The sequence below is a fragment of the Achromobacter sp. HNDS-1 genome, from assembly GCF_040084795.1.
Classification (GTDB): Bacteria; Pseudomonadota; Gammaproteobacteria; order Burkholderiales; family Burkholderiaceae_B; genus Achromobacter; species Achromobacter ruhlandii.
Window position 1 is genome coordinate 5,788,318 of sequence record NZ_CP157584.1, and the last position, 19,850, is coordinate 5,808,167.

Annotated in this window: 23 protein-coding genes; 19 read left to right on the top strand and 4 right to left on the bottom strand. The window is 67.4% G+C overall.

Annotated elements, in window-relative coordinates; all coding sequences use genetic code 11:
• Window positions 1-10: 10 nt before the first annotated feature.
• From lpxD to ABFG95_RS26785, 11 genes are all read left to right on the top strand, one after another.
• Entirely contained in the window at window positions 11-1,111 is a 1,101-nt protein-coding gene (gene lpxD / locus ABFG95_RS26735; protein WP_063584326.1) for a UDP-3-O-(3-hydroxymyristoyl)glucosamine N-acyltransferase, read from the top strand.
• Window positions 1,112-1,183: 72 nt separating this feature from the next.
• Window positions 1,184-1,639 carry a 3-hydroxyacyl-ACP dehydratase FabZ gene (gene fabZ, locus ABFG95_RS26740; protein WP_006385190.1) on the top strand — a complete coding sequence of 152 codons (456 nt, stop codon included), beginning with the start codon at window positions 1,184-1,186 and terminating at the stop codon, window positions 1,637-1,639.
• Window positions 1,640-2,434: an acyl-ACP--UDP-N-acetylglucosamine O-acyltransferase gene (gene lpxA, locus ABFG95_RS26745; RefSeq protein ID WP_049074247.1), complete on the top strand. Its 795-nt coding sequence runs from the start codon at window positions 1,640-1,642 to the stop codon at window positions 2,432-2,434.
• Window positions 2,431-3,627, top strand: coding sequence for a lipid-A-disaccharide synthase (gene lpxB / locus ABFG95_RS26750; RefSeq protein ID WP_049074245.1), 1,197 nt, complete (start codon window positions 2,431-2,433; stop codon window positions 3,625-3,627). The genes lpxA and lpxB overlap by 4 nt, the downstream gene beginning before the upstream one ends.
• On the top strand, window positions 3,614-4,222 hold the full coding sequence (rnhB, locus tag ABFG95_RS26755) for a ribonuclease HII (RefSeq protein ID WP_175147066.1): 609 nt from the start codon (window positions 3,614-3,616) through the stop codon (window positions 4,220-4,222). Before lpxB ends, rnhB begins: the two co-directional genes overlap by 14 nt.
• Window positions 4,219-5,007 carry an RNA methyltransferase gene (locus ABFG95_RS26760; protein ID WP_175204442.1) on the top strand — a complete coding sequence of 263 codons (789 nt, stop codon included), beginning with the start codon at window positions 4,219-4,221 and terminating at the stop codon, window positions 5,005-5,007. Before rnhB ends, ABFG95_RS26760 begins: the two co-directional genes overlap by 4 nt.
• A gap of 119 nt (window positions 5,008-5,126) precedes the next feature.
• On the top strand, window positions 5,127-5,588 hold the full coding sequence (locus tag ABFG95_RS26765; protein ID WP_049074237.1) for a DUF2846 domain-containing protein: 462 nt from the start codon (window positions 5,127-5,129) through the stop codon (window positions 5,586-5,588).
• 7 nt (window positions 5,589-5,595) lie between these two features.
• Window positions 5,596-6,126 carry a hypothetical protein gene (locus ABFG95_RS26770; RefSeq protein WP_278992156.1) on the top strand — a complete coding sequence of 177 codons (531 nt, stop codon included), beginning with the start codon at window positions 5,596-5,598 and terminating at the stop codon, window positions 6,124-6,126.
• Window positions 6,123-6,590: a DUF2846 domain-containing protein gene (locus ABFG95_RS26775; protein ID WP_336764780.1), complete on the top strand. Its 468-nt coding sequence runs from the start codon at window positions 6,123-6,125 to the stop codon at window positions 6,588-6,590. Before ABFG95_RS26770 ends, ABFG95_RS26775 begins: the two co-directional genes overlap by 4 nt.
• A gap of 20 nt (window positions 6,591-6,610) precedes the next feature.
• Window positions 6,611-7,084, top strand: a complete 474-nt coding sequence (locus tag ABFG95_RS26780; protein WP_238910140.1) for a DUF2846 domain-containing protein — start codon at window positions 6,611-6,613, stop codon at window positions 7,082-7,084.
• Between the two features lie 126 nt (window positions 7,085-7,210).
• Complete coding sequence (locus ABFG95_RS26785; protein ID WP_231891595.1) at window positions 7,211-7,585, top strand: DUF2846 domain-containing protein; 375 nt, start codon at window positions 7,211-7,213, stop codon at window positions 7,583-7,585.
• A 63-nt stretch (window positions 7,586-7,648) separates the two neighbouring features.
• On the opposite strand, the gene ABFG95_RS26790 is transcribed toward ABFG95_RS26785, so the two are convergent.
• Window positions 7,649-8,476, bottom strand: coding sequence for a pyruvate, water dikinase regulatory protein (locus ABFG95_RS26790; RefSeq protein ID WP_175147069.1), 828 nt, complete (start codon window positions 8,474-8,476; stop codon window positions 7,649-7,651).
• A gap of 192 nt (window positions 8,477-8,668) precedes the next feature.
• On the opposite strand from ABFG95_RS26790, the gene ppsA reads away from it, so the two are divergent.
• Window positions 8,669-11,032 (top strand): phosphoenolpyruvate synthase, encoded by a 2,364-nt coding sequence (gene ppsA / locus ABFG95_RS26795; RefSeq protein ID WP_054416190.1) that lies wholly within the window; start codon window positions 8,669-8,671, stop codon window positions 11,030-11,032.
• 188 nt (window positions 11,033-11,220) lie between these two features.
• Here ppsA and ABFG95_RS26800 read toward each other — a convergent pair whose 3' ends face one another.
• Both ABFG95_RS26800 and ABFG95_RS26805 read right to left on the bottom strand, forming a co-directional pair.
• Window positions 11,221-12,063 (bottom strand): methylated-DNA--[protein]-cysteine S-methyltransferase, encoded by an 843-nt coding sequence (locus ABFG95_RS26800; protein WP_080977580.1) that lies wholly within the window; start codon window positions 12,061-12,063, stop codon window positions 11,221-11,223.
• 111 nt (window positions 12,064-12,174) lie between these two features.
• Window positions 12,175-12,912 carry a glutamine amidotransferase gene (locus tag ABFG95_RS26805; RefSeq protein ID WP_169535749.1) on the bottom strand — a complete coding sequence of 246 codons (738 nt, stop codon included), beginning with the start codon at window positions 12,910-12,912 and terminating at the stop codon, window positions 12,175-12,177.
• Window positions 12,913-13,068: 156 nt separating this feature from the next.
• Between ABFG95_RS26805 and ABFG95_RS26810 the strand changes: the two genes are divergently transcribed.
• From ABFG95_RS26810 to ABFG95_RS26820, 3 genes are all read left to right on the top strand, one after another.
• Window positions 13,069-13,509, top strand: a complete 441-nt coding sequence (locus tag ABFG95_RS26810; protein ID WP_006394517.1) for an NfeD family protein — start codon at window positions 13,069-13,071, stop codon at window positions 13,507-13,509.
• A gap of 150 nt (window positions 13,510-13,659) precedes the next feature.
• Window positions 13,660-14,586, top strand: coding sequence for an SPFH domain-containing protein (locus ABFG95_RS26815; protein WP_049074219.1), 927 nt, complete (start codon window positions 13,660-13,662; stop codon window positions 14,584-14,586).
• A 26-nt stretch (window positions 14,587-14,612) separates the two neighbouring features.
• On the top strand, window positions 14,613-15,803 hold the full coding sequence (locus ABFG95_RS26820) for a GGDEF domain-containing protein (RefSeq protein ID WP_054416188.1): 1,191 nt from the start codon (window positions 14,613-14,615) through the stop codon (window positions 15,801-15,803).
• Window position 15,804: 1 nt separating this feature from the next.
• On the opposite strand, the gene smpB is transcribed toward ABFG95_RS26820, so the two are convergent.
• Complete coding sequence (smpB, locus tag ABFG95_RS26825; protein ID WP_006385177.1) at window positions 15,805-16,272, bottom strand: SsrA-binding protein SmpB; 468 nt, start codon at window positions 16,270-16,272, stop codon at window positions 15,805-15,807.
• Window positions 16,273-16,518: 246 nt separating this feature from the next.
• Here smpB and ABFG95_RS26830 point away from each other — a divergent pair, with 246 nt between their 5' ends.
• The 4 genes from ABFG95_RS26830 to ABFG95_RS26845 all read left to right on the top strand — a co-directional run bounded on the left by ABFG95_RS26830 (window position 16,519) and on the right by ABFG95_RS26845 (window position 19,824).
• A complete protein-coding gene (locus tag ABFG95_RS26830) occupies window positions 16,519-16,953 on the top strand; it encodes a type II toxin-antitoxin system RatA family toxin (protein WP_059270151.1) in 435 nt (144 codons plus the stop codon).
• Window positions 16,943-17,290, top strand: a complete 348-nt coding sequence (locus ABFG95_RS26835) for an RnfH family protein (protein WP_049074214.1) — start codon at window positions 16,943-16,945, stop codon at window positions 17,288-17,290. Before ABFG95_RS26830 ends, ABFG95_RS26835 begins: the two co-directional genes overlap by 11 nt.
• 207 nt (window positions 17,291-17,497) lie before the next feature.
• Complete coding sequence (locus ABFG95_RS26840; RefSeq protein WP_049074213.1) at window positions 17,498-18,652, top strand: acyl-CoA dehydrogenase family protein; 1,155 nt, start codon at window positions 17,498-17,500, stop codon at window positions 18,650-18,652.
• Complete coding sequence (locus ABFG95_RS26845; RefSeq protein ID WP_049074207.1) at window positions 18,649-19,824, top strand: enoyl-CoA hydratase/isomerase family protein; 1,176 nt, start codon at window positions 18,649-18,651, stop codon at window positions 19,822-19,824. Before ABFG95_RS26840 ends, ABFG95_RS26845 begins: the two co-directional genes overlap by 4 nt.
• Window positions 19,825-19,850 lie beyond the last annotated feature (26 nt).

The window sequence follows — 19,850 nt, forward strand, 5'->3', positions numbered from 1 at the left end:
CAGTCGCCGTATGCCGGTTCTACTGGATCTAGCCCGCGCCCCGACGCTGGAAGCGCTGCTGAGCGCGGCCGATACGCAGGGCATGGGCTGGCGCATCAGCGCGCCCGCAGGCGCCGCGGAGCCCCTGCGGGTCCGTGGCATCGGCACCCTGGCCTCGGCCGGCGGCCAGGAAATCAGTTTCCTGGCCAATCCGAAGTACCAGAGCCAGCTCGCCGCCACCCAGGCGGGGGCGGTGATCGTCTCGACCGAGGTGGCCGAGGCGCTGGAAGCCGCTGGCGCCGACCGGCCGCGATTCACGCTGGTCGCCTGCAAGCATCCCTACCTGCTGTACGCACGGGTGGCCCAGTGGTTCGACGCCGCCCGGCGTCCGGCCCTGCCGGCCGCCACGCATCCCTCCGCGGTGGTCGCGCCTGACGCGCACATCGAGGAAGACGTGCGCATTGGTCCGAATTGCGTGATCGAGTCGGGCGCGCGCATCGGCCGCGGCAGCGTGCTGGGCGCAGGTTGCGTCATCGGCGCCGGCTCCTCGGTGGGCCCCGGCAGCCGCCTGCATGCCCATGTCACGCTGTACGAAGGCGTGAAGGTCGGGGCACGCGCCATCATCCACAGCGGCGCGGTGCTCGGCGCCGACGGCTTCGGTTTCGCGCCGGACCCGTCGTTGGGGCAGGGCGCCTGGGGCAAGATTCCGCAACTGGGCGGGGTGACGGTGGGCGACGACGTCGAAATCGGCGCCAACACGACCATCGACCGCGGCGCGCTCGAAGATACCGTGGTGGGCAACGGCGTCAAGCTGGACAACCAGATCATGGTGGCCCACAACTGCCGCATCGGCGCATACACCGCCATCGCGGCGTGCGTGGGCGTGGCGGGTTCGACCACCATCGGCGAACGCTGCACCATTGGCGGCGCCGCCATGCTCTCGGGACACCTGACCCTGGCGGACGACGTGCACATTTCGGGCGGCACCGCGGTGACGTCCAATATTTCCAAGCCTGGCCGCTATACCGGGGTGTACCCGTATGCGGATCATGGTGAATGGCAGCGCAACGCCGCCGTGATACAACAGTTGGCGCAATTGCGCCGCCGCGTGCGGACGCTGGAAAAAGACTAGGGCGCAGCCACGCCGCCCTGGGCGCGTCCGGCGCCGCAAGATTTATTTCATTTCGCAGGAATTCACAGAAAAATGGAACTCGACATCAAGGGGATCATGGAGAGGCTGCCGCATCGTTACCCGATGCTGCTGATTGATCGCGTCGTCGAAATGGTGCCCGGCAAGTCCATCGTCGCCATCAAGAACGTCTCGATCAATGAACCGTTTTTCAATGGCCACTTTCCCCACCATCCGGTGATGCCTGGCGTGCTGATCGTGGAAGCCATGGCCCAGGCTTCGGCCCTGTTCTCGTTCACCGACGAGAACGGCGGCCTGAAGTGCGAAGGCGCCAAGACGGCTTACTACCTGGTGGGCATCGACGGCGCGCGTTTCCGCCGTCCGGTGGTGCCGGGCGACCAGTTGCGCATCGAGGTCGAAGCCGAGCGCCTGAGCCGCAGCATCTGTAAATATCAGGCGCGCGCCACGGTGGATGGGCAGGAAGTGGCGTCGGCCAAGCTCATGTGCGCGATCCGTAGCCTGGAAGAGTAAATGGCAGGAAACATCCATCCTACCGCCGTCGTCGATCCGGCGGCGAAAATCGACCCTAGCGTGGTCATCGGCGCGTTCTGTGTCGTGGGACCCGATGTGACGATCGGCGCCGGCACCGAGCTCGGCCCGTATTGCATGGTCGATGGCGTGACCACCATCGGGCGCGACAACCGGTTCTACCGGTATTGCTCGATCGGCGGCATGCCGCAGGACAAGAAGTACAAGGGCGAGCGCACCCGGCTGGTCATCGGCGACCGCAACACGGTGCGCGAGTTCGTCACGCTGAACACTGGCACGGTGCAGGACGGCGGCGCCACCACGCTGGGCGATGACAACTGGATCATGGCCTATGTGCACGTGGCGCACGATTGCCACGTGGGCAACAACACCATCCTGGCCAATTCCGTGCAGTTGGGCGGTCACGTCCACGTGGGCGACTGGGCCATCGTCGGCGGCTTGACCGGCGTGCACCAGTTCTCGCGCATCGGCGCCCACAGCATGACGGGCGGCAACAGCTCGCTGATGCAGGACACGCCGCCGTTCGTGCTGGCCGCGGGCAACCCCTGCCGGCCGGTCGGCGTCAACGTCGAAGGCCTGAAGCGCCGCGGTTTCACGCCGGCCCAGGTGTCGGCGCTGCGTGACGCCTACAAGATCATCTACCGCCGCGGCCTGTCGCTGGACGACGCGCGCGCCGAACTGCGGGCCCGCCAGCAGGCCGAGCCCGAAGTCGCCGAGCACCTGCAGACGCTGCTGGATTTCCTCGACGTCGCTTCGCGCGGCATCATCCGTCCATGAGCATGCGGATCGGCATGGTGGCCGGCGAGCCTTCGGGCGACCTGCTGGCCGGCCGCATCATTGCCGGTTTGCAGGAGCGCGCGCCGGGTGTGCGTTGCGAAGGCATTGGCGGTCCGCAGATGCAGGCGCGCGATTTCGATACCTGGCATCCGATGCATGCGCTGACGGTGTTCGGGTATGTGGATGCGCTCAAGCGCCTGCCGAGCCTGCTGCGGACCTATCGCGACGTGTCGCGCCGCTGGCTGGCCGAGCCGCCGTCGGTGTTCGTCGGCATCGATGCGCCCGATTTCAACCTGCGCCTGGAGCACCAGTTGCGCCAGGCCGGCACGCCCACGGTGCATTTCGTCGGCCCGTCGATCTGGGCCTGGCGCTACGACCGCATTCACAAGATCCGCGAGTCGGTCTCGCACATGCTGGTGCTGTTCCCGTTCGAGGAAGAGATCTACCGCAAGGAAGGCATCCCGGTCACCTATGTCGGTCATCCGCTGGCTGGCGCCGTGCCGATGCAGCCCGATCGCGCCGCCGCGCGCGCGCGGCTGGGCATCGACCCGGATGCGCGCGTGTTGGCGATCCTGCCGGGTAGCCGTTCGTCCGAGATCCGCCTGCTGGCGCCGCGCTTCCTGCAAGCCGCGCAGATGCTGCAGAAGCGCGATCCGGCGCTGCAATGCGTGGTGCCGATGGTCAACGATCAGCGCCGCGCCGAATTCCAGGCGATCCTGGCCAAATACCCGGTGCCGGGGCTGCGCTGCGTCACCGCCCAGGATCTGCACGGGGCGGATGGCGATCGCCAGGCCCCGGTGGCGTGGTCGGTGATGGAGGCCAGTACCGCGGTGCTGGTGGCCAGTGGCACCGCCACTCTGGAAACGGCGCTGTACAAGCGGCCCATGGTGATTTCCTACGTGCTGTCGCCGCTGATGCGCCGCATCATGGCCTGGAAGTCCGGCCAGGAGCGGCCCTACCTGCCGTGGGTGGGACTGCCCAACGTGCTGCTGCGCGACTTCGCGGTGCCCGAACTGCTGCAGGACGACGCCACGCCGGAGAAGCTGGCAGAGGCCACCTGGACCGCGTTGACCGACGAGGCCCTGGCGGCGCGCATCGAGGCGCGCTTCACGGCCTTGCACCAGGAACTGCTGCGCGACACGCCGGCGCTCGCCGCCCAGGCGATCCTGGAGGTGGCCGGTGGAGCAGCCTGACCTGTTTGCCGCGCCGGCGCAGCCGGCGCTGGTGACCGCCGGCGTCGACGAGGCCGGCCGCGGCCCGCTGGCGGGCGCCGTGTACGCGGCCGCCGTGATCCTGGACCCGGCGCGTCCCATCGACGGCCTGGCCGACTCCAAGGTGCTCAAGGCGGCGACCCGCGAGGCGTTGGCCCTGGAGATCCAGGCACGCGCGCTGGCCTGGTGCGTGGCCAGCGCCAGCGTGGCCGAGATCGACAGCCTGAACATCCTGCGCGCCACCTTGCTGGCGATGCGCCGCGCCGTCGAAGGCCTGGCGCTGGCGCCCCAACTGGCGCTGGTGGACGGGAACCAGGCCCCCAAGCTGGGCTGCACGGTGCAGACGGTGATCAAGGGCGACGCCCTGGTGCCGGCCATCTCCGCCGCGTCGATCCTGGCCAAGACCGCGCGCGACGCCGATCTGCTGCGCCTGCACGCGCTGTACCCGCAGTATGCGTTCGATCAGCACAAGGGCTACGGCACCGCGCTGCACCTGCAGATGCTGCGCGAACACGGCCCCTGCGCCGAGCATCGCCGCAGTTTCGCGCCCATCAAGGCCTTCGGCCTGGTCTCATGAAGCACATCAGTTCCCGCGACAACCCCGCGGTCAAGGCGCTCGTCAAGCTGGCGGGCACCGCTGGCAAGCGTGGCGCGCCCGTGCTGCTGGACGGCGTGCATCTGTGCCAGGCCTGGCTGCAGCATCACGGCGCGCCGGATCAGGCCATCTTCGACGTCGAACGGCTGTCGCAGCCCGATATCGCGGCGCTGGCGGAGGCGGTGCCGGATGCCCGTTGCCTGGCGCTGGACGCGCGCCTGATGCAAGCCTTGGCCAGCGTCGAAAGCGGGCAGGGCGTCGCCTTCGTGGTGACGCCGCCGCAGCCATCGCCGCCCGAGGCGGTGGACGAGAATTGCGTGCTGTTCGATCGCATCCAGGATCCGGGCAATGTCGGCACCTTGCTGCGCACCTGCGCCGCGGCTGGGGTCAAGCGCGTGTTCCTGGCCACCGGCACCGCCGCGGCCTGGTCGTCCAAGGTGTTGCGTAGCGGCCAGGGGGCGCACTTCGCGCTGGCGATTCACGAGCACGTGGACTTGCAGGCGCTGCTGCCGATCCTGCGCGTGCCGCTGGTGGCGACCGCCCTGGAAGGGGCCGAGGACCTTTACGCGGGGCGCCTGCCCGATCGCTGCGCCTGGGTCTTCGGCCACGAAGGGCAGGGCGTGGCGGCCGATCTGCTGGCGGCGGCGCGGCTCAAGCTGCGCATTCCCCATGACATTGCCGCGGTCGAATCGCTCAACGTGGGCGCGGCCGCCGCCATCTGCCTGTTCGAACAGCGCCGCCAGGCGCTGGCGGCCGGCGCGCGCTGACACCGTCCCATCTTTCCGTGCGGCTCCGCTAATGGGGCCCGTCCCCGCATATACTCTCGCGATATTCAGGATCGGGATGCCGCTGTCGGCGTCCGGCCTCGACCGCCCCAGGAGTGCGCATGAAGATCGGAAGGATGCTTGTGATGTCGGCCGCCGCGTTGTTGCTGGCGGGCTGCGCCGGGCCGCGTCATGGCGAGATCGCCTCCCAGATTCCGCCGATCGAGGCCGGCAATGGCCGTATCTACATCTACCAACTGGCCCAGGCCGACGGCGCCAACGCCGCCGAGCCGGCGATCCTGATCGACGGCCGCAAGGTCGGCCGCTCCAAGCCGGGACGCTTCTTCTTCGTCGACCGGCCGGCCGGCGCGCATACGCTGGCCACCGCCCACTACAAGCGATCGGCCAGGCCGGCGCTGCCGGTGCCGTTGGAAGCCGGCCAGACCCGCTATGTGCGCACGGACATCGTCGCCGGCGCCCAGGTGCTGCGGTTGGAGGAATCGGCCGAGACGGCGCAACAGGACCTGACCGGGCTGCGTTATTGGGGAGCGGGCTGGCGCGACCGCGAGAAGCTGCGCTACTGACGCAGGCGTGCTCGTCGCTATTGCCGCCCTCGGCAAGGCGTTCGGGCGGCTAAGTTTTGTAAAGTTATGTCGCGTTTATATATACTCGACGCTTTTGCCATTCGAGGAACTCATGGCGTCATCTCAGGTCAGGGGCGGGAAAGTGGGCCACGTGGTCCGTGCGTGGCTTGTCGTGGGCGCATGTGCGCTCGTGCTGGGCGGCTGCATGGCCGTGAGGTCGGAGCGCGTGTCACTGGTGCCGGTCGCGGCATCGGAGCCGGTCAATACGATCCAGCTGTCGCGGGCGGTGATCGCGACGCTGCCCAATGAGGGAGCGGCAACGCTGCCCTCGGGATCGCAGTGGCAGCGAGTCGGCGCCATATTGCAGGGTGATGTCTATCGCGCGCAGGGACGCCTGTTCACGATCCAGACGCGTCGGCAGAACGAGGCCTATCCGGTGGCCTCGTCGGGCAAGCTGGTGGGTTTCTACCTGCCCGGCGAGGGGTCTTATATCGCACTGTCGCGGCCCGTGACCCTGCCGGTGGAGATGCGCCAATGAGTCCGGTGAAACTGGCCGCCGCGATGTTGGCGGCGATGGCCCTGGTTGGCTGCGCCGGCGCCAAATACGAAAAGGCCGCCTCGCGGATCCCACCGATCCCGCAGGACAAGGGTCGCATTTATTTCTATCAGCCACAGCCCGAAATGATGTCGTCGGCGCAGCAGAAGCTGCGCGTCAACGAGGTGGTGGTGGGCCGCAACAAGCCGGGAGCTTTCTTCTTCGTAGACCGGCCGGCGGGCAGCTACACGGTGACCAACCTGTATTGGACCGGCGATGGAGTGAGCTTCATGTTGGATGCCGGGCAGACGCGCTACGTGCGCATCATGGCCGAGTCGCTCGGCAGCACGAGCGCCTCGGGCAAGCTGATGATGGAGCTGGTCGATCCGCCCGAGATGGCCGAACGGGAAATGAACCGGCTGCGCTATTGGGGCGCGGCGTCGTCCGAGCAGGTGCCGGGGCTGTGACTCCAACTCGAGGTATGACGATGAATCGCAGGACCATATTGTCGGCCGCCGTGGCGGTGATGGCTGTGGCGTTAGCGGGGTGCGCCGGAACGCGCTATGAGACTGCTGGCGCGCGAATTCCTCCCATTCCAGAGGGTAAGGGGCGCATCTATTTCTATCAGCTTCACCCTAACCTGGTGACAACGCGACAGCAGAAGCTGCGCGTCAACGGCGTCGTAGTGGGCCGCAACAAGCAGGGCGGATTCTTTTTCGTCGATCGGCCCGCCGGCAGCTATGTGGTGACCAGCCGATATTGGACCGACAGTGGCGTGAGCTTCATGTTGGACGCCGGGCAGACCCGCTATGTGCGGGTTGATGTCGCATCCAATGATGGCAAGACGGCGACGGGTGGGGCCGGGTTGACGTTGATTGATCCGCCGGAGACGGCCGAGTTCGAAATGCGCAAGCTGCGTTACTGGGGGGCGGCTTCGCCCGAGCAGGTGCCAGGCCTATAAACACACACAACAAGGAAGGATATGAAGCGCGGGATCAGGATGTTGGCCGCCGCCGCAATCGCGGTGGGGGTATTGGCGGGATGCGGTGGCGCGCGTTACCGGGACGTGGCGGCGAACATTCCCGTCATGGTGCCGGATACCGGCCGGATTTATTTCTACCAGCCGCCGGCGCCGGGCAGCGTGTTGTCGAGCCAGCCTTACCTGCGGGTCAACGGCACCAAGGTTGGACGTTCCAAGCCCGGCAGCTTCTTCTTCATCAATCGTCCGCCCGGTACCTATCGCGTCGACACGATGCGCGAGAATGAATTCGTGACCTTCGACCTGGCGCCGGGACAGACGCGCTACGTGCGCCTGAGCATCGAGGGCGTCGGCGGCAATTCGTCCAGCGTTGGCACCCAGGTCATGCGCATGGAAGACTCGGAAACGCTGGCGCAGCAGGAGATGGCGCCGCTGAAGTACTGGGGCGCCGGTTCGCGCGAGCGGGTCAAGCTGCGTCGCTGACCGCCGCGGGGCGGCCCGTTTGCCGCCAGACAAGGGCGCGCCGGTGGCGCGCCCTTGGCGTTTTCAGCCGCGGTCCAGGCCGACTTCCTGCAGCACCGTGGTCGAGATTTCCTCGATCGACTTGGTGGTGGTGGACAGCCACGAAATGCCCTCGCGACGCATCATGCGCTCGGCCTCGGCCACCTCGTAGCGGCACTGTTCCAGCTGCGCGTAGCGGCTGTTGGGGCGACGCTCGTTGCGCACCTCGGACAGGCGCTCGGGCTGGATCGACAGGCCGAACAGCTTGGCGCGGTGCGGCGCGATGGTCGAGGGCAGGGTGCCGCGCTCGAAATCGTCAGGCGTCAGGGGGAAGTTGGCGGCCTTGATGGCGTATTGCATGGCCAGGTACAGGCTGGTCGGGGTCTTGCCGCAGCGCGAGACGCCCACCAGGATGACGTCGGCCTGGTCCAGCTGGTTGACGAACTGGCCGTCGTCGTGCGCCAGGCTGAAGTTGATGGCGTCGATCCGGTTGCGGTACTTTTCCGAATTGGCCTGCATGTGCGAGCGGCCGATGGAATGGCTGGATTTGAGCCCCAGCGCCTGCTCGATGTGGCTGACGAAGGTGCCGAACAGGTCCAGGAAAATTCCGTTCGCCTGGCGAACACGGGCCAGGATGTCGGGGTTGACCAGGGTGCTGAAGACGATCGGCGGCACGCCGGCTTCCTGGGCGCTGCGGTCGATGCGCATGGCCACTTCGGCGGCTTTTTCCAGCGTGTCGACAAACGGCAGCCGCACCGGCTTGAAATCGACTTCTTCGAACTGGGAAAGCACCGACTGGCTGAAGGTTTCCGCGGTGATACCGGTACTGTCGGAAACGATGTATACCGTGCGTACGATCGGGGTAGATGTCATATGTAAAAATTCCAACCAGGCGGATGGCCGGATGTGCTCCTCCGAGTACAATCAGGCCCCTATAAGTCACCCCAAGGGCGGTCCAAGGCCAGTTTGGTCAGCGCAGGCGGATCGGCGAAAACCAGGCGATAAGCCGGCGTCGAATCTGCATTGACCAAACTCGCTTTCATTCCATTGTAAAAGGTGACTTCAATGTCGTACGTTGTTTTGTTCGAGCAGCTCCGCATGACGGACGTGGACTCGGTAGGAGGCAAGAACGCATCACTAGGCGAAATGATCAGCCAGCTGTCTGGCGCGGGTGTCCGCGTGCCGGGCGGCTTTGCCACGACCGCTGACGCCTTCCGCGACTTTCTCAAGGCCTCGGGCCTGGACAAGCGCATCGCCGAACGCCTGACCACGCTGAACCCCGAAGACGTGCGCGAGCTGGCCAACGCCGGCGCGCAGATCCGTCAATGGATCGTCGAAGCGCCGTTCTCGGCCGAATTCGAAGCGCAGATCCGCGACGCCTTCGCCAAGCTCGACGCCGATGGCAAGGGCTCGTTCGCCGTGCGCTCGTCCGCCACCGCCGAAGACCTGCCCGACGCTTCGTTCGCCGGCCAGCAGGAAACCTTCCTGAACGTGGTCGGCATCGACGACGTGCTGGACAAGATCCGCCACGTGTTCGCCTCGCTCTACAACGACCGCGCCATCTCCTACCGCGTGCACAAGGGCTATGCCCACGCCGATGTGGCCCTGTCGGCCGGCATCCAGCGCATGGTGCGTTCGGACAAGGGCAGCGCCGGCGTGATGTTCACCATCGACACCGAATCGGGCTTCCAGGACGTGGTGTTCATCACCTCGTCGTACGGCCTGGGCGAAACCGTGGTGCAGGGCGCCGTCAACCCCGACGAGTTCTACGTCTTCAAGCCCACGCTGGCCCAGGGCCATTTCCCCATCGTCGGCCGCCGCATCGGTTCCAAGCTGATCAAGATGGAGTTCGACCCCGAGCGTCCGGAAGGCCGCGCCGTGCGCACGGTCGACGTGCCGGTGTCCGAGCGCAACCGCTACTCGCTGACCGACGACGAGGTCATCGAGCTGGCCCGCTACGCCGTCATCATCGAGAAGCACTATGGCCGCCCGATGGACATCGAGTGGGGCCGCGACGGCGTCGACGGCAAGATCTACATCCTGCAGGCGCGCCCGGAAACGGTGAAGTCGCAGCAGGGCGCCAACGACGTGCAGCAGCGCTATCGCCTGAAGGCCACCGGCCAGGTCCTGATCACCGGCCGCGCCATTGGCCAGAAGATCGGTTCGGGCCCGGTGCGCGTGGTCGGCGACATCTCCGACATGGACAAGGTCCAGCCCGGCGACGTGCTGGTCACCGACATGACCGATCCCAACTGGGAGCCCGTCATGAAGCGCGCCTCGGCGATCGTGACCAACCGCGGCGGTCGTACCTGCCACGCGGCCATCATCGCGCGCGAACTCGGCATTCCGGCCGTGGTGGGCTGCGGCAACGCCACCGACCTGCTCAAGGAAGGCCAGGCCGTGACCGTGTCGTGCGCCGAGGGAGACGAAGGCCGCATCTATGACGGCCTGATCGAGACCGAGGTCGAGGAAGTGCGCCGCGGCGAGATGCCCGCCATCGACCTGAAGATCATGATGAACGTGGGCAATCCCCAGCTGGCGTTCGACTTCGCCCAGATCCCCAACGGCGGCGTCGGTTTGGCGCGCCTGGAATTCATCATCAACAACAACATCGGCATCCACCCGAAGGCGGTGCTGGACTACCCGAACGTCGACGGCGAGCTGAAGAAGGCCGTGGAATCGGCCGCCCGCGGCCATGCCAGCCCGCGCGCCTTCTTCGTCGAGAAGATGGCCGAAGGCGTGGCCACCATCGCGGCGGCCTTCTACCCGAAGCCCGTGATCGTGCGCATGTCGGACTTCAAGTCCAACGAGTACCGCAAGCTGGTCGGCGGTTCGCGCTACGAGCCCGAGGAAGAGAACCCGATGCTGGGCTTCCGCGGCGCCTCGCGCTACATCGCCGACGACTTCGCCGAGTGCTTCCGCATGGAATGCGAAGCGCTCAAGAAGGTGCGCGATGACATGGGCCTGACCAACGTCGAGATCATGGTGCCGTTCGTGCGCACCCTGGGCCAGGCGGAAAAGGTGGTCAACCTGCTCGCCAAGCACGGCCTGGCGCGCGGCGAGAACGGCCTGAAGCTGATCATGATGTGCGAAGTGCCGTCCAACGCCATCCTGGCCGACGAGTTCCTGCAGTACTTCGACGGCTTCTCGATCGGTTCGAACGACATGACCCAGCTGACCCTGGGCCTGGACCGCGATTCCGGTATGGAACTGCTGGCGGCCGATTTCGACGAACGCGACGACGCCGTCAAGTTCATGCTGCGCCGCGCGATCAAGGCTTGCCTGGCCGCCAACAAGTACGTCGGCATCTGCGGCCAGGGCCCCAGCGATCATCCGGACTTCGCGCAGTGGCTCAAGGACGAAGGCATCCTGTCGATGTCGCTGAACCCGGACACGGTGGTCGACACCTGGCAGCGCCTGGCGAAGTAATCGCCGGTCCGCATGCAAAAAACCCGCGCCAGGGATGGCGCGGGTTTTTTTTGCCATCGGGCCGTCCCAAGGTGAAAACGTCGCCTGGGGCACGGCGGTGACGCGTGCGAGGCTTGCGCCTGGCGCGCGCGGCGTTGGAAGAGGAGGGCGCCGCGGCCGACCGCGCCGCGTGGGGGCGCGCCTTGGAATCAGGCCGCCTTGGCCTCGCGCTCGATCAGTTCGCGCTTGCGCTCGATGCCCCAGCGGTAGCCGGCCAGCGAGCCGTCGGTGCGCACCACGCGGTGGCAGGGAATCGCCAGCGCGATGTTGTTGGTGGCGCAGGCCCGCGCCACCGCGCGCACCGAACGCGGCGAGCCGATGCGTTCGGCGATGTCGGTGTAGGTGACGGTGGTGCCCACCGGGATCTCGCGCAGCGCCTCCCAGACGCGGCGCTGGAAGGCGGTGCCGCGCACGTCCAGCGGCAGGTGCAGGCCCACCGAGGGGTTTTCGACGAAACCGACCACCGCCGCCATCCATTGCTCGAATTCGCGGTCGGCGCCGATCAGCCGGGCGGCCTTGAAGCGGTCCTGCAGGTTGCGCACCAGTTGTTCGGGGTCTTCGTGCAGCGCGATTTCGCAGATGCCGGTGTCGCTGGCCGCCACCAGCAGGGCGCCCAGCGCGCACTGGCCCACGGCGAAGCGGATCTCGACGCCTTCGCCGTCCTTGCGGAAGGCGGTGGGCGTCATGCCGAGGATGGCCGGCGCCGCCTCGTAGAAGCGGCCGCTGGAGTTGAAGCCGGCGCCGTACATGGCGTCGGTGACGCTGGCGCTCTGGCGCAGCTGCTGGCGGGCGCGGTCGGCGCGCAGCGCGTTGGCGTAGGCCTTGGGCGTGATGCCGGTGGCCGCCTTGAAGATGCGGTGGAAATGGAAGCGGCTCATGCCGGCCTGTTCGGCCAGGGTGTTCAGGTCGGGTGGCTGCTCGGCCTCCAGCGCCCGGCAGGCGCGTTCGACAGCGGCGGCGTGCTGTTTGCTCAAGGGGGCGGCGTGGGTCATGTCGGGCTCCAGGGGCGCGCCGGTTTGCGCGCTTTCGACCATGTTCTCAAAGGCCTGCCCGCGCCGCACTCCGGTTGTTGCCGGGAGCGGCCTGTGCCCCTGGCCGGGGCCTCAGGCGGGCGCGTAGGCGTCCAGGAAGCGGCGCACCAGTTCGCCCGACACCGGCGTGGCGCGCACGTTGGCGGACAGGCCGGGCACGTCGAGGTTTTCGGCGGCGTAGCGGCGGCCGAAGCGTTCGAGGTGGGCGCGCACGAAATCGGGGCCGAATTCGGGGTGGAACTGGGTCGAGAAGATGTTGCGGCCGATGCGGATCATCTGGTGCGGGTCCAGGTCGGAACGCGCCAGCACGGCGGCGCCGGGCGGCAACTGCAGCACGGTCTGCGCATGCAGCATCTGGGCCGGGAAGGTGGGCGGCAGGCCGGCCAGCAGTTTGTCGCCGGCGGCGGCGGGCAGCAGTTCGACCGTCTGGGTGCCGACCTCGCGGCCGGCGGGGTTGTAGCCCACCTTGCCGCCCAGGGCGTGCGCCAGGAGCTGGTGGCCGTAGCAGATGCCGAACATCGGCAGGCCGGCCGCGGCGGCCTCGCGCAGCCAGGCGGCGGTGGCTTCGCTCCAGGGCTCCAGGTCGGTGACCATGGCCGGCGAGCCGGTGATCAGGGCGGCGCGGTACTGGTCCGGCGCGCGCGGCCGTTCGCCGGCGTGGACGGCGACCACTTCGAGGGCGTCGGGCGCCAGGCCGGAGGCCCGCGCCAACTGTTCGGCATAGCCGCCGAACTGGCTCTTGAGCGTATCGTCCGGGTCGCCCGTGTGCAGGATGAGGACGGGACGGGCGGGGGAGATTGCAGCGGTCATTGGGGGTGTATGCGTGGTAAATGCCAGCGGCCGGGGACGGCAGCCAGCGCACATCATAATCCAGGCGATTGTCCGAGGTGGGCGGGGGCGTCACCGCGGCGTCATGGAAATACGTACAATCCGCTGACCGACTCATCCTTTCAGGCAAACGTAACTATGTGGATTTGGTTAGGGCTGGCCGCGCTGGCGCTTATCGGCGAACTGGCGACAGGAACCTTCTACCTGCTATTGGTGGCGCTGGGACTGGCCGCGGGGGGCGTTGCCGCCTGGCTGCTGGCGGGCCTGGAATGGCAACTGGTGGCGTGTGGCGTCGTGCTGCTGCTGGGCCTGCTGGTGCTGCGCAAGACGCGCGTCCTGAAAAAGCGCGAGGTCGACGCCTCGCGCAACGCCGACGTCAACCTGGACATCGGCCAGACTGTCAAGGTGGAAGCCTGGAGCCAGGACGGTACCGCGCGCGTCTGGTACCGCGGCGCGCACTGGCAGGCGGAACTGGCCGAGGGGCAGCCGGCCCACGGCGGCGAACACATCATCACCGAAATGCGCGGCACGCGCCTGGTCCTGACTCCGAAGGGGGACGCGACCGGCGCCACGCGCTAGGGCGTGGCGGCGTGGAGGGCTCCTTGCCTTTGCGCGCCGGCCCGTTCCAAGGCAGGACCCGGACCCGCGCAGACGGGCCGGCCGCAGCAGGCGCCCTGGCTATCGCGGACAGGCGCGTCACCGCATTCACCCCAGAAGAGGCACTACACCATGATGGACACTTCCACTATCGTCCTGCTTGTTATCGTCGCACTGGCGATCCTGATCGTCATCAAGGCGATCGCCATCGTCCCCCAGCAGCACGCCTGGGTGGTCGAGCGGCTGGGCAAGTTCGACCGCGTACTGTCGCCGGGCGCCGGCTTCGTGATCCCGTTCATCGAGCGCGTGTCGTACAAGCATTCGCTCAAGGAAATCCCGCTGGACGTGCCGAGCCAGGTCTGCATCACGCGCGACAACACCCAACTGCAGGTGGACGGCGTGCTGTACTTCCAGGTGACCGACCCGATGCGCGCGTCGTACGGTTCGTCCAATTACATCTCGGCCATCACGCAGCTGGCGCAGACCACGCTGCGCTCGGTGATCGGCAAGATGGAACTGGACCGCACCTTCGAGGAACGCGACGCCATCAACAGCACCATCGTGTCGTCGCTGGACGAGGCGGCGCTGAACTGGGGCGTGAAGGTGCTGCGCTATGAGATCAAGGACCTGACCCCGCCCAACGAGATCCTGCGCTCGATGCAGGCGCAGATCACCGCCGAGCGCGAGAAGCGCGCGCTGATCGCGGCCTCGGAAGGCCGCCGCCAGGAGCAGATCAACATCGCCACCGGCGAACGCGAAGCGGCCATCGCCCGTTCGGAAGGCGAGAAGCAGGCCCAGATCAACCAGGCGCAGGGCGAGGCCGCGGCGGTGCTGGCGATCGCCGAAGCCACCGCCAAGGCCATCACGCAGGTGGCCGACGCCGTGCGCCAGCCCGGCGGCATGGAAGCGGTCAACCTGAAGGTGGCCGAGCGCTACGTCGAGGCCTTCGGCAACGTGGCCAAGGAAGGCAACACGCTGATCCTGCCGGCCAACCTGGCGGACGTGGGCGGCATGATCGCCTCGGCCATGACCATCGTCAAATCCACCCGCAACAGCTGAACCGCGCGCCGCCTGGCGCATTGCCCATGATCGCTCCCGTCCATTTGCTGTCGATCGCAGTACTGACGGGAGTGCTATCGCTGTGTGTGCTGGGATCCCTGGCGCGCAGCGGCATGGCCGGGATCCGCGAAACCATACGCGCCAACCTGCTCACGCTGTTGGCGTTTTTTCTGTTCGGGCTACAGGCCACCGAGGCGCCGCGCTGGCTGTCGATCGTGCTGCCCAATGTGCTGATCGGGCTGGCGCTGTGCGCCTACTACACCGGTATCCGACGCCTGCTGGGGCAGCGGGTGCCGCGCCACCTGATGGGGCTGGCCTGCGGCGCGGCCTGGCTGGTGCTGGCGGGATATACCTACCTGGACAACCAGGTGGCGCCCCGCATCGTGGCCATGTCGACGCTGCAGATGGGCTTCATGTTCGCGGTGGCGGCGGCGGTGCGGCGGGGACTGCCCGCCAACCGTTCGCGCTACAGCTATTACTTCGTCTGGTCGGTGGCGATGATATCCGGCCTGACCTGCGCGCTGCGGTCGGTGCTGTTCGCGTCCGGCGTGGCCCGGGCCGATTTCCTGCTGCAACCGACCAACTGGAACATTGTGTTCATGACGCTGGGCGTGCTGGCGATGCCCTGCCTGACGCTGGGCACGATCATGATCATCCACGACCGCATGCTGGCCGATCGCGAGCACGAGGCCAGCACCGATTTCCTGACAGGGTTGATGTCGCGCAAGGCATGGTGGCTGCAGGCGGAGCGCTTTTGCGCCCAGGCGCTGCGCACGCGGCGGCCATTGTCCCTGATGCTGCTGGATATCGACCACTTCAAGCGGATCAACGATACGCACGGCCATGCCGCCGGCGACGCGGTGCTGCGCCATTTCGGCCTGCTGGCCACGGCCACGTTGCGAACCGGCGACCATGTCGGCCGGGTGGGGGGCGAGGAATTCAGCGTGCTGTTCGCCGATTTGCGCAGCGACGCCGTGATGGACGTGGCGCAGCGCTTGCTCGACTCGGTGCAGCGCACGCCCTGCGCCCATGGCGGCAGCGTGATTGCCTATACGTTCAGCGCCGGGGTGGCGGAGTGGCTGCCGGGCGAGAACCTGCAGGCCTTTTTTGAGCGCGCCGACCGCATGCTGTACGCGGCCAAGCAGGGCGGCCGCAACCGGGTGCTGGGGCCGGGCATGCAGCCGGCCGAGCGCGTGCCGCTGCCGGCGGCCGCCTGATTCAACTGTCTTTGCGCGACGCCCGCGTGTCGTGCTTCATGATGCGCTCTTTTTCGCGCTGCCAGTCCTTCTCGCGCGCGGTGTCGCGCTTGTCGAAGAGTTTCTTGCCGCGGCCCAGCGCGAAGTCGAGCTTGATGCGGCCGTTCTTGTAGTGCAGGTTGAGCGGCACCAGCGTATAGCCGCGCTGTTCGACCTTGCCGATCAGCTTGCTGATCTCCTCGGCCTTGAGCAGCAGCTTGCGCGTGCGCATGGCGTCGGGGTGAATGTGGGTGGAGGCCGTCGGCAGGGGGCTGACGTGCATGCCGAGCAGGAACAGCTCGCCGTCGCGCACGATGACGTAGCTTTCCTTGAGCTGCACGCGGCCATCGCGGATCGCCTTGACTTCCCAGCCCTGGAGGACCAGGCCGGCCTCGTAGCGGTCCTCGATGAAATAATCGTGCGTGGCCTTGCGATTGTCGATAATGCTCATCTTGTGGGGGCCAAAATGCCCATCTGTTCTCTGATCCGTTCCGGGGCCGCCGTTCCCGGACCGGCATGCGGATCCGTTCCGTGGCGGGATCTGTTCTTGGGTTTGCTCTGCGGCAGGCGATGGGCGGGCAGTCCGGGGGGCGTTCGCCCGGATACCCGGCTGCCGCGGACCCGCCGCGGCCATGTTTGCGCCCCGGGTGGCGCGGTGCCGGTAAAATCCTATCATTCTAGCCATTTGCGATAGTCGATGCACAAAGTACAGCGATCCGTCCTGGTGCCCTACAGCGCCGCCCAGATGTTCGACCTGGTGGCCGACGTGGAGAAGTACCCCGAATTCATGCCGTGGTGCGGCGGCGCGGAGGTCCAGAGCCGCGACGAGCACGGCATGCAGGCTTCAATCCTGATCAGTTTCGCGGGCATGAAGCAGCGCTTCACCACGCGCAACCGGCATGTCTATCCCGACCGCATCGACCTGGAACTGGTCGATGGTCCGTTCTCCAGCCTGGTGGGGCACTGGGAGTTCCAGCCGTTGGCCGAGGACGCCTGCAAGGTGCTGTTCACCATGGAATACGCGTTTTCCAACCGGGCGCTGGAAATGGTGGTGGGGCCGGTGTTCAACCGCATCGCCACCAGCTTCATCGATTCCTTCACCAAGCGCGCGCAGGCCAAGTATGGGGAATGAGGCGCCCGCGGACGGGCGGATCGCCGTGTCGGTCTGCTATGCCTTGTCGGCCCAGGTCTGGTTGCGCGAGCTGCGGCTGCCGGCGGGCGCGACCGTGGCCGACGCCCTGCACGCCAGCGGCTTTGCCCAGGCTTTCCCGGTGGTCCAGCCCTGGGAGCGGGGCGTGGGCGTGTTCGGACGCGCGGTGGAGGCGGATACGCCGCTGCGCGACGGCGATCGCGTCGAGATCTACCGGGGCCTGAGTTTCGATCCCAAGGAGTCGCGCCGCCGCCGCGCCGAGCATCGGCGCGCCAAGACCGCCCGCAACGGGCGGGTGCGCCCGGCCGGGCTGCTCTAGCGGCTTGCCGCGGGGCGCGCTGCCCGGGCAGCGCGGCCAGCCCTCACATTGTCGTCATCGGGACAAATCGCGTCGCGTCTTCCGGCGTAACATTGACGGCGCCGTACCCTTACGTTTACGTCAACGTCATGTCAAAATGGCCTGGCTGGCGTTCACGAGACGGCAGCAACGCCAACAGACAATACCGATGACATCAGGAGACAGGCTGTGGACTTGGAACTGACCGACGAGCAGCGCGCGTTCGCGCAGGCCGCGCGCGACTATGCCGAGGGCGAACTGGCGCCCCATGCGGCGCGGTGGGATGCCGAGGGCATCTTTCCCAAGGAGGCGTTCGCGCGCGCCGGCGAGATGGGCTTCTGCGCCATCTATGCCAGCGAGGATATCGGCGGCCTGGGGCTGCCACGCCTGGACGCCACCCTGGTGTTCGAGGAAATGGCCGCCGTCGATCCGTCGACCACCGCGTTCCTGACGATCCACAACATGGCCACCTGGATGGTCGGCAAGTGGGGCCAGCCGGCCCTGCGCGAGGCCTGGGGGCCGCTGCTGGCCAGCGGCCAGAAGCTGGCCTCGTACTGCCTGACCGAACCGGGCGCCGGCTCCGACGCCGCCTCGCTGTCGACCCGGGCGCAGCGCCAGGGCGACCACTATGTGCTCAATGGCGCCAAGGCCTTCATCTCGGGCGGTGGCGACACCGACCTGCTGGTGGTGATGGCGCGCAGCGGCGGCGAGGGCGCGGGCGGCATCAGCGCCTTTGCCGTGCCCGCCGACAGCGAGGGCATCAGCTACGGCCGCAAGGAAGAGAAGATGGGCTGGAACAGCCAGTCCACCCGTCCGATTGTGTTCGAGAACGTGCGTGTGCCCGCCGGCAACCTGCTGGGCGAGGAGGGCGAGGGCTTCAAGATCGCCATGAAGGGCCTGGACGGCGGCCGCATCAACATCGGCACCTGCTCGGTGGGCGCGGCCCAGGGCGCGCTGGACGCGGCCCGCCGCTACATGGACGAGCGGCGCCAGTTCAACCGCCGCCTGGCGGAATTCCAGGCGCTGCAATTCAAGCTGGCGGACATGGCCACCCACCTGGTGGCGGCGCGTCAGATGGTGCGGCTGGCGGCCTGCAAGCTGGACGCCGGCGCGCCCGACGCCGCCACCTACTGCGCGATGGCCAAGCGCTTTGCCACCGACATGGGCTTCCAGATCTGCCTGGACGCCCAGCAGATCCACGGCGGCTATGGCTACTTGCGGGACTATCCCTTGGAGCGTCTGGTGCGCGATACTCGCGTACATCAGATTCTGGAGGGGACAAACGAGATCATGCGCGTGATCATCGCCCGCCAATTGTTGGAAAAAGGAGCCGACATAAGATGAATGCACCGGTGCTGTTCGAAGAAAGGGCCGCCGCCAATGGAATGCGCTTCGGGATCGCGACGCTGAATTCGCCGCAGACCCTGAACGGGCTGTCGCTGGAGATGGTCGACCTGCTGGCCGAGCGCCTGGACGCCTGGGCGCGCGATCCGGCGGTGGCGCTGGTGGTGCTTCAGGGCGCGGGCGAGAAGGCCTTCTGCGCCGGCGGCGACTTGCACGGCCTGTACCGCAGCATGACCGAGAACGCCGGCAAGGGCGCCTGGGGCAATGCCTACGCACGCCGTTTTTTCGAGCATGAATACCGCCTGGACTACCGCATCCACAGCTACCCCAAGCCGGTGCTGTGCTGGGGCCACGGCATCGTCATGGGCGGCGGCATCGGCCTGATGATGGGCGCCAGCCATCGCGTGGTCAGCGAGACCTCGCGCCTGGCGATGCCGGAAGTGTCCATCGGCCTGTTCCCGGATGTGGGCGGCAGCTGGCTGCTGAACCGCATGCCGGGCCGCATCGGGGTGTTCCTGGCGCTGACCGGCGCCCAGATCAATACCGCCGACGCGTTCTTCGCCGGCCTGGCGGATTTCCGCCTGAACCACGAAGACTGGCCCAAGCTGCTGGCTTCGCTGGAGGAGCAGCCCTGGGCCGGCCAGGCCGCCGGCGGCGCGGAGGATGCGATTCCGCCGCGCTCGATCAACGACGGCCTGTTGCGCCGGGCGCTGACGGCGCTCGAGCCGCAGACGCCGCTGGAGGGCGGTCACCTGCGCCAGCACTCGTTCATGATCAACAGCCTGTGCAGCGGCAACCGCCTGGACGAGATCTACGAGGAACTGGCCGGATTGAAGGACCATGCCGACCCGTGGCTGGCGCGCGCCGCCGCCACCATGTTGGCCGGTTCGCCCGGCTCGCTGCGGCTGTCGTTCGCGCTGCAACAGCGCATGCGGCTGCGGTCGCTGGACGATGTGTTCCGCGCGGAGTACATCGCCGCGCTGCATTGCACCGCGCATGGCGATTTCGCCGAAGGCATCCGCGCGCTGCTGATCGACAAGGACAAGACGCCGCGCTGGAACCCCGCGGTGCTGGACATGGCCACCGAGGCCTGGGTGCAGAAGTTCTTCGACGAGCCCTGGCCCGAGGGCCAGCCGCATCCGCTGGACGACCTGGGCAAGGAAGGCCGCTGACGTCCGCCGCGGAGCGGGCCGGCATC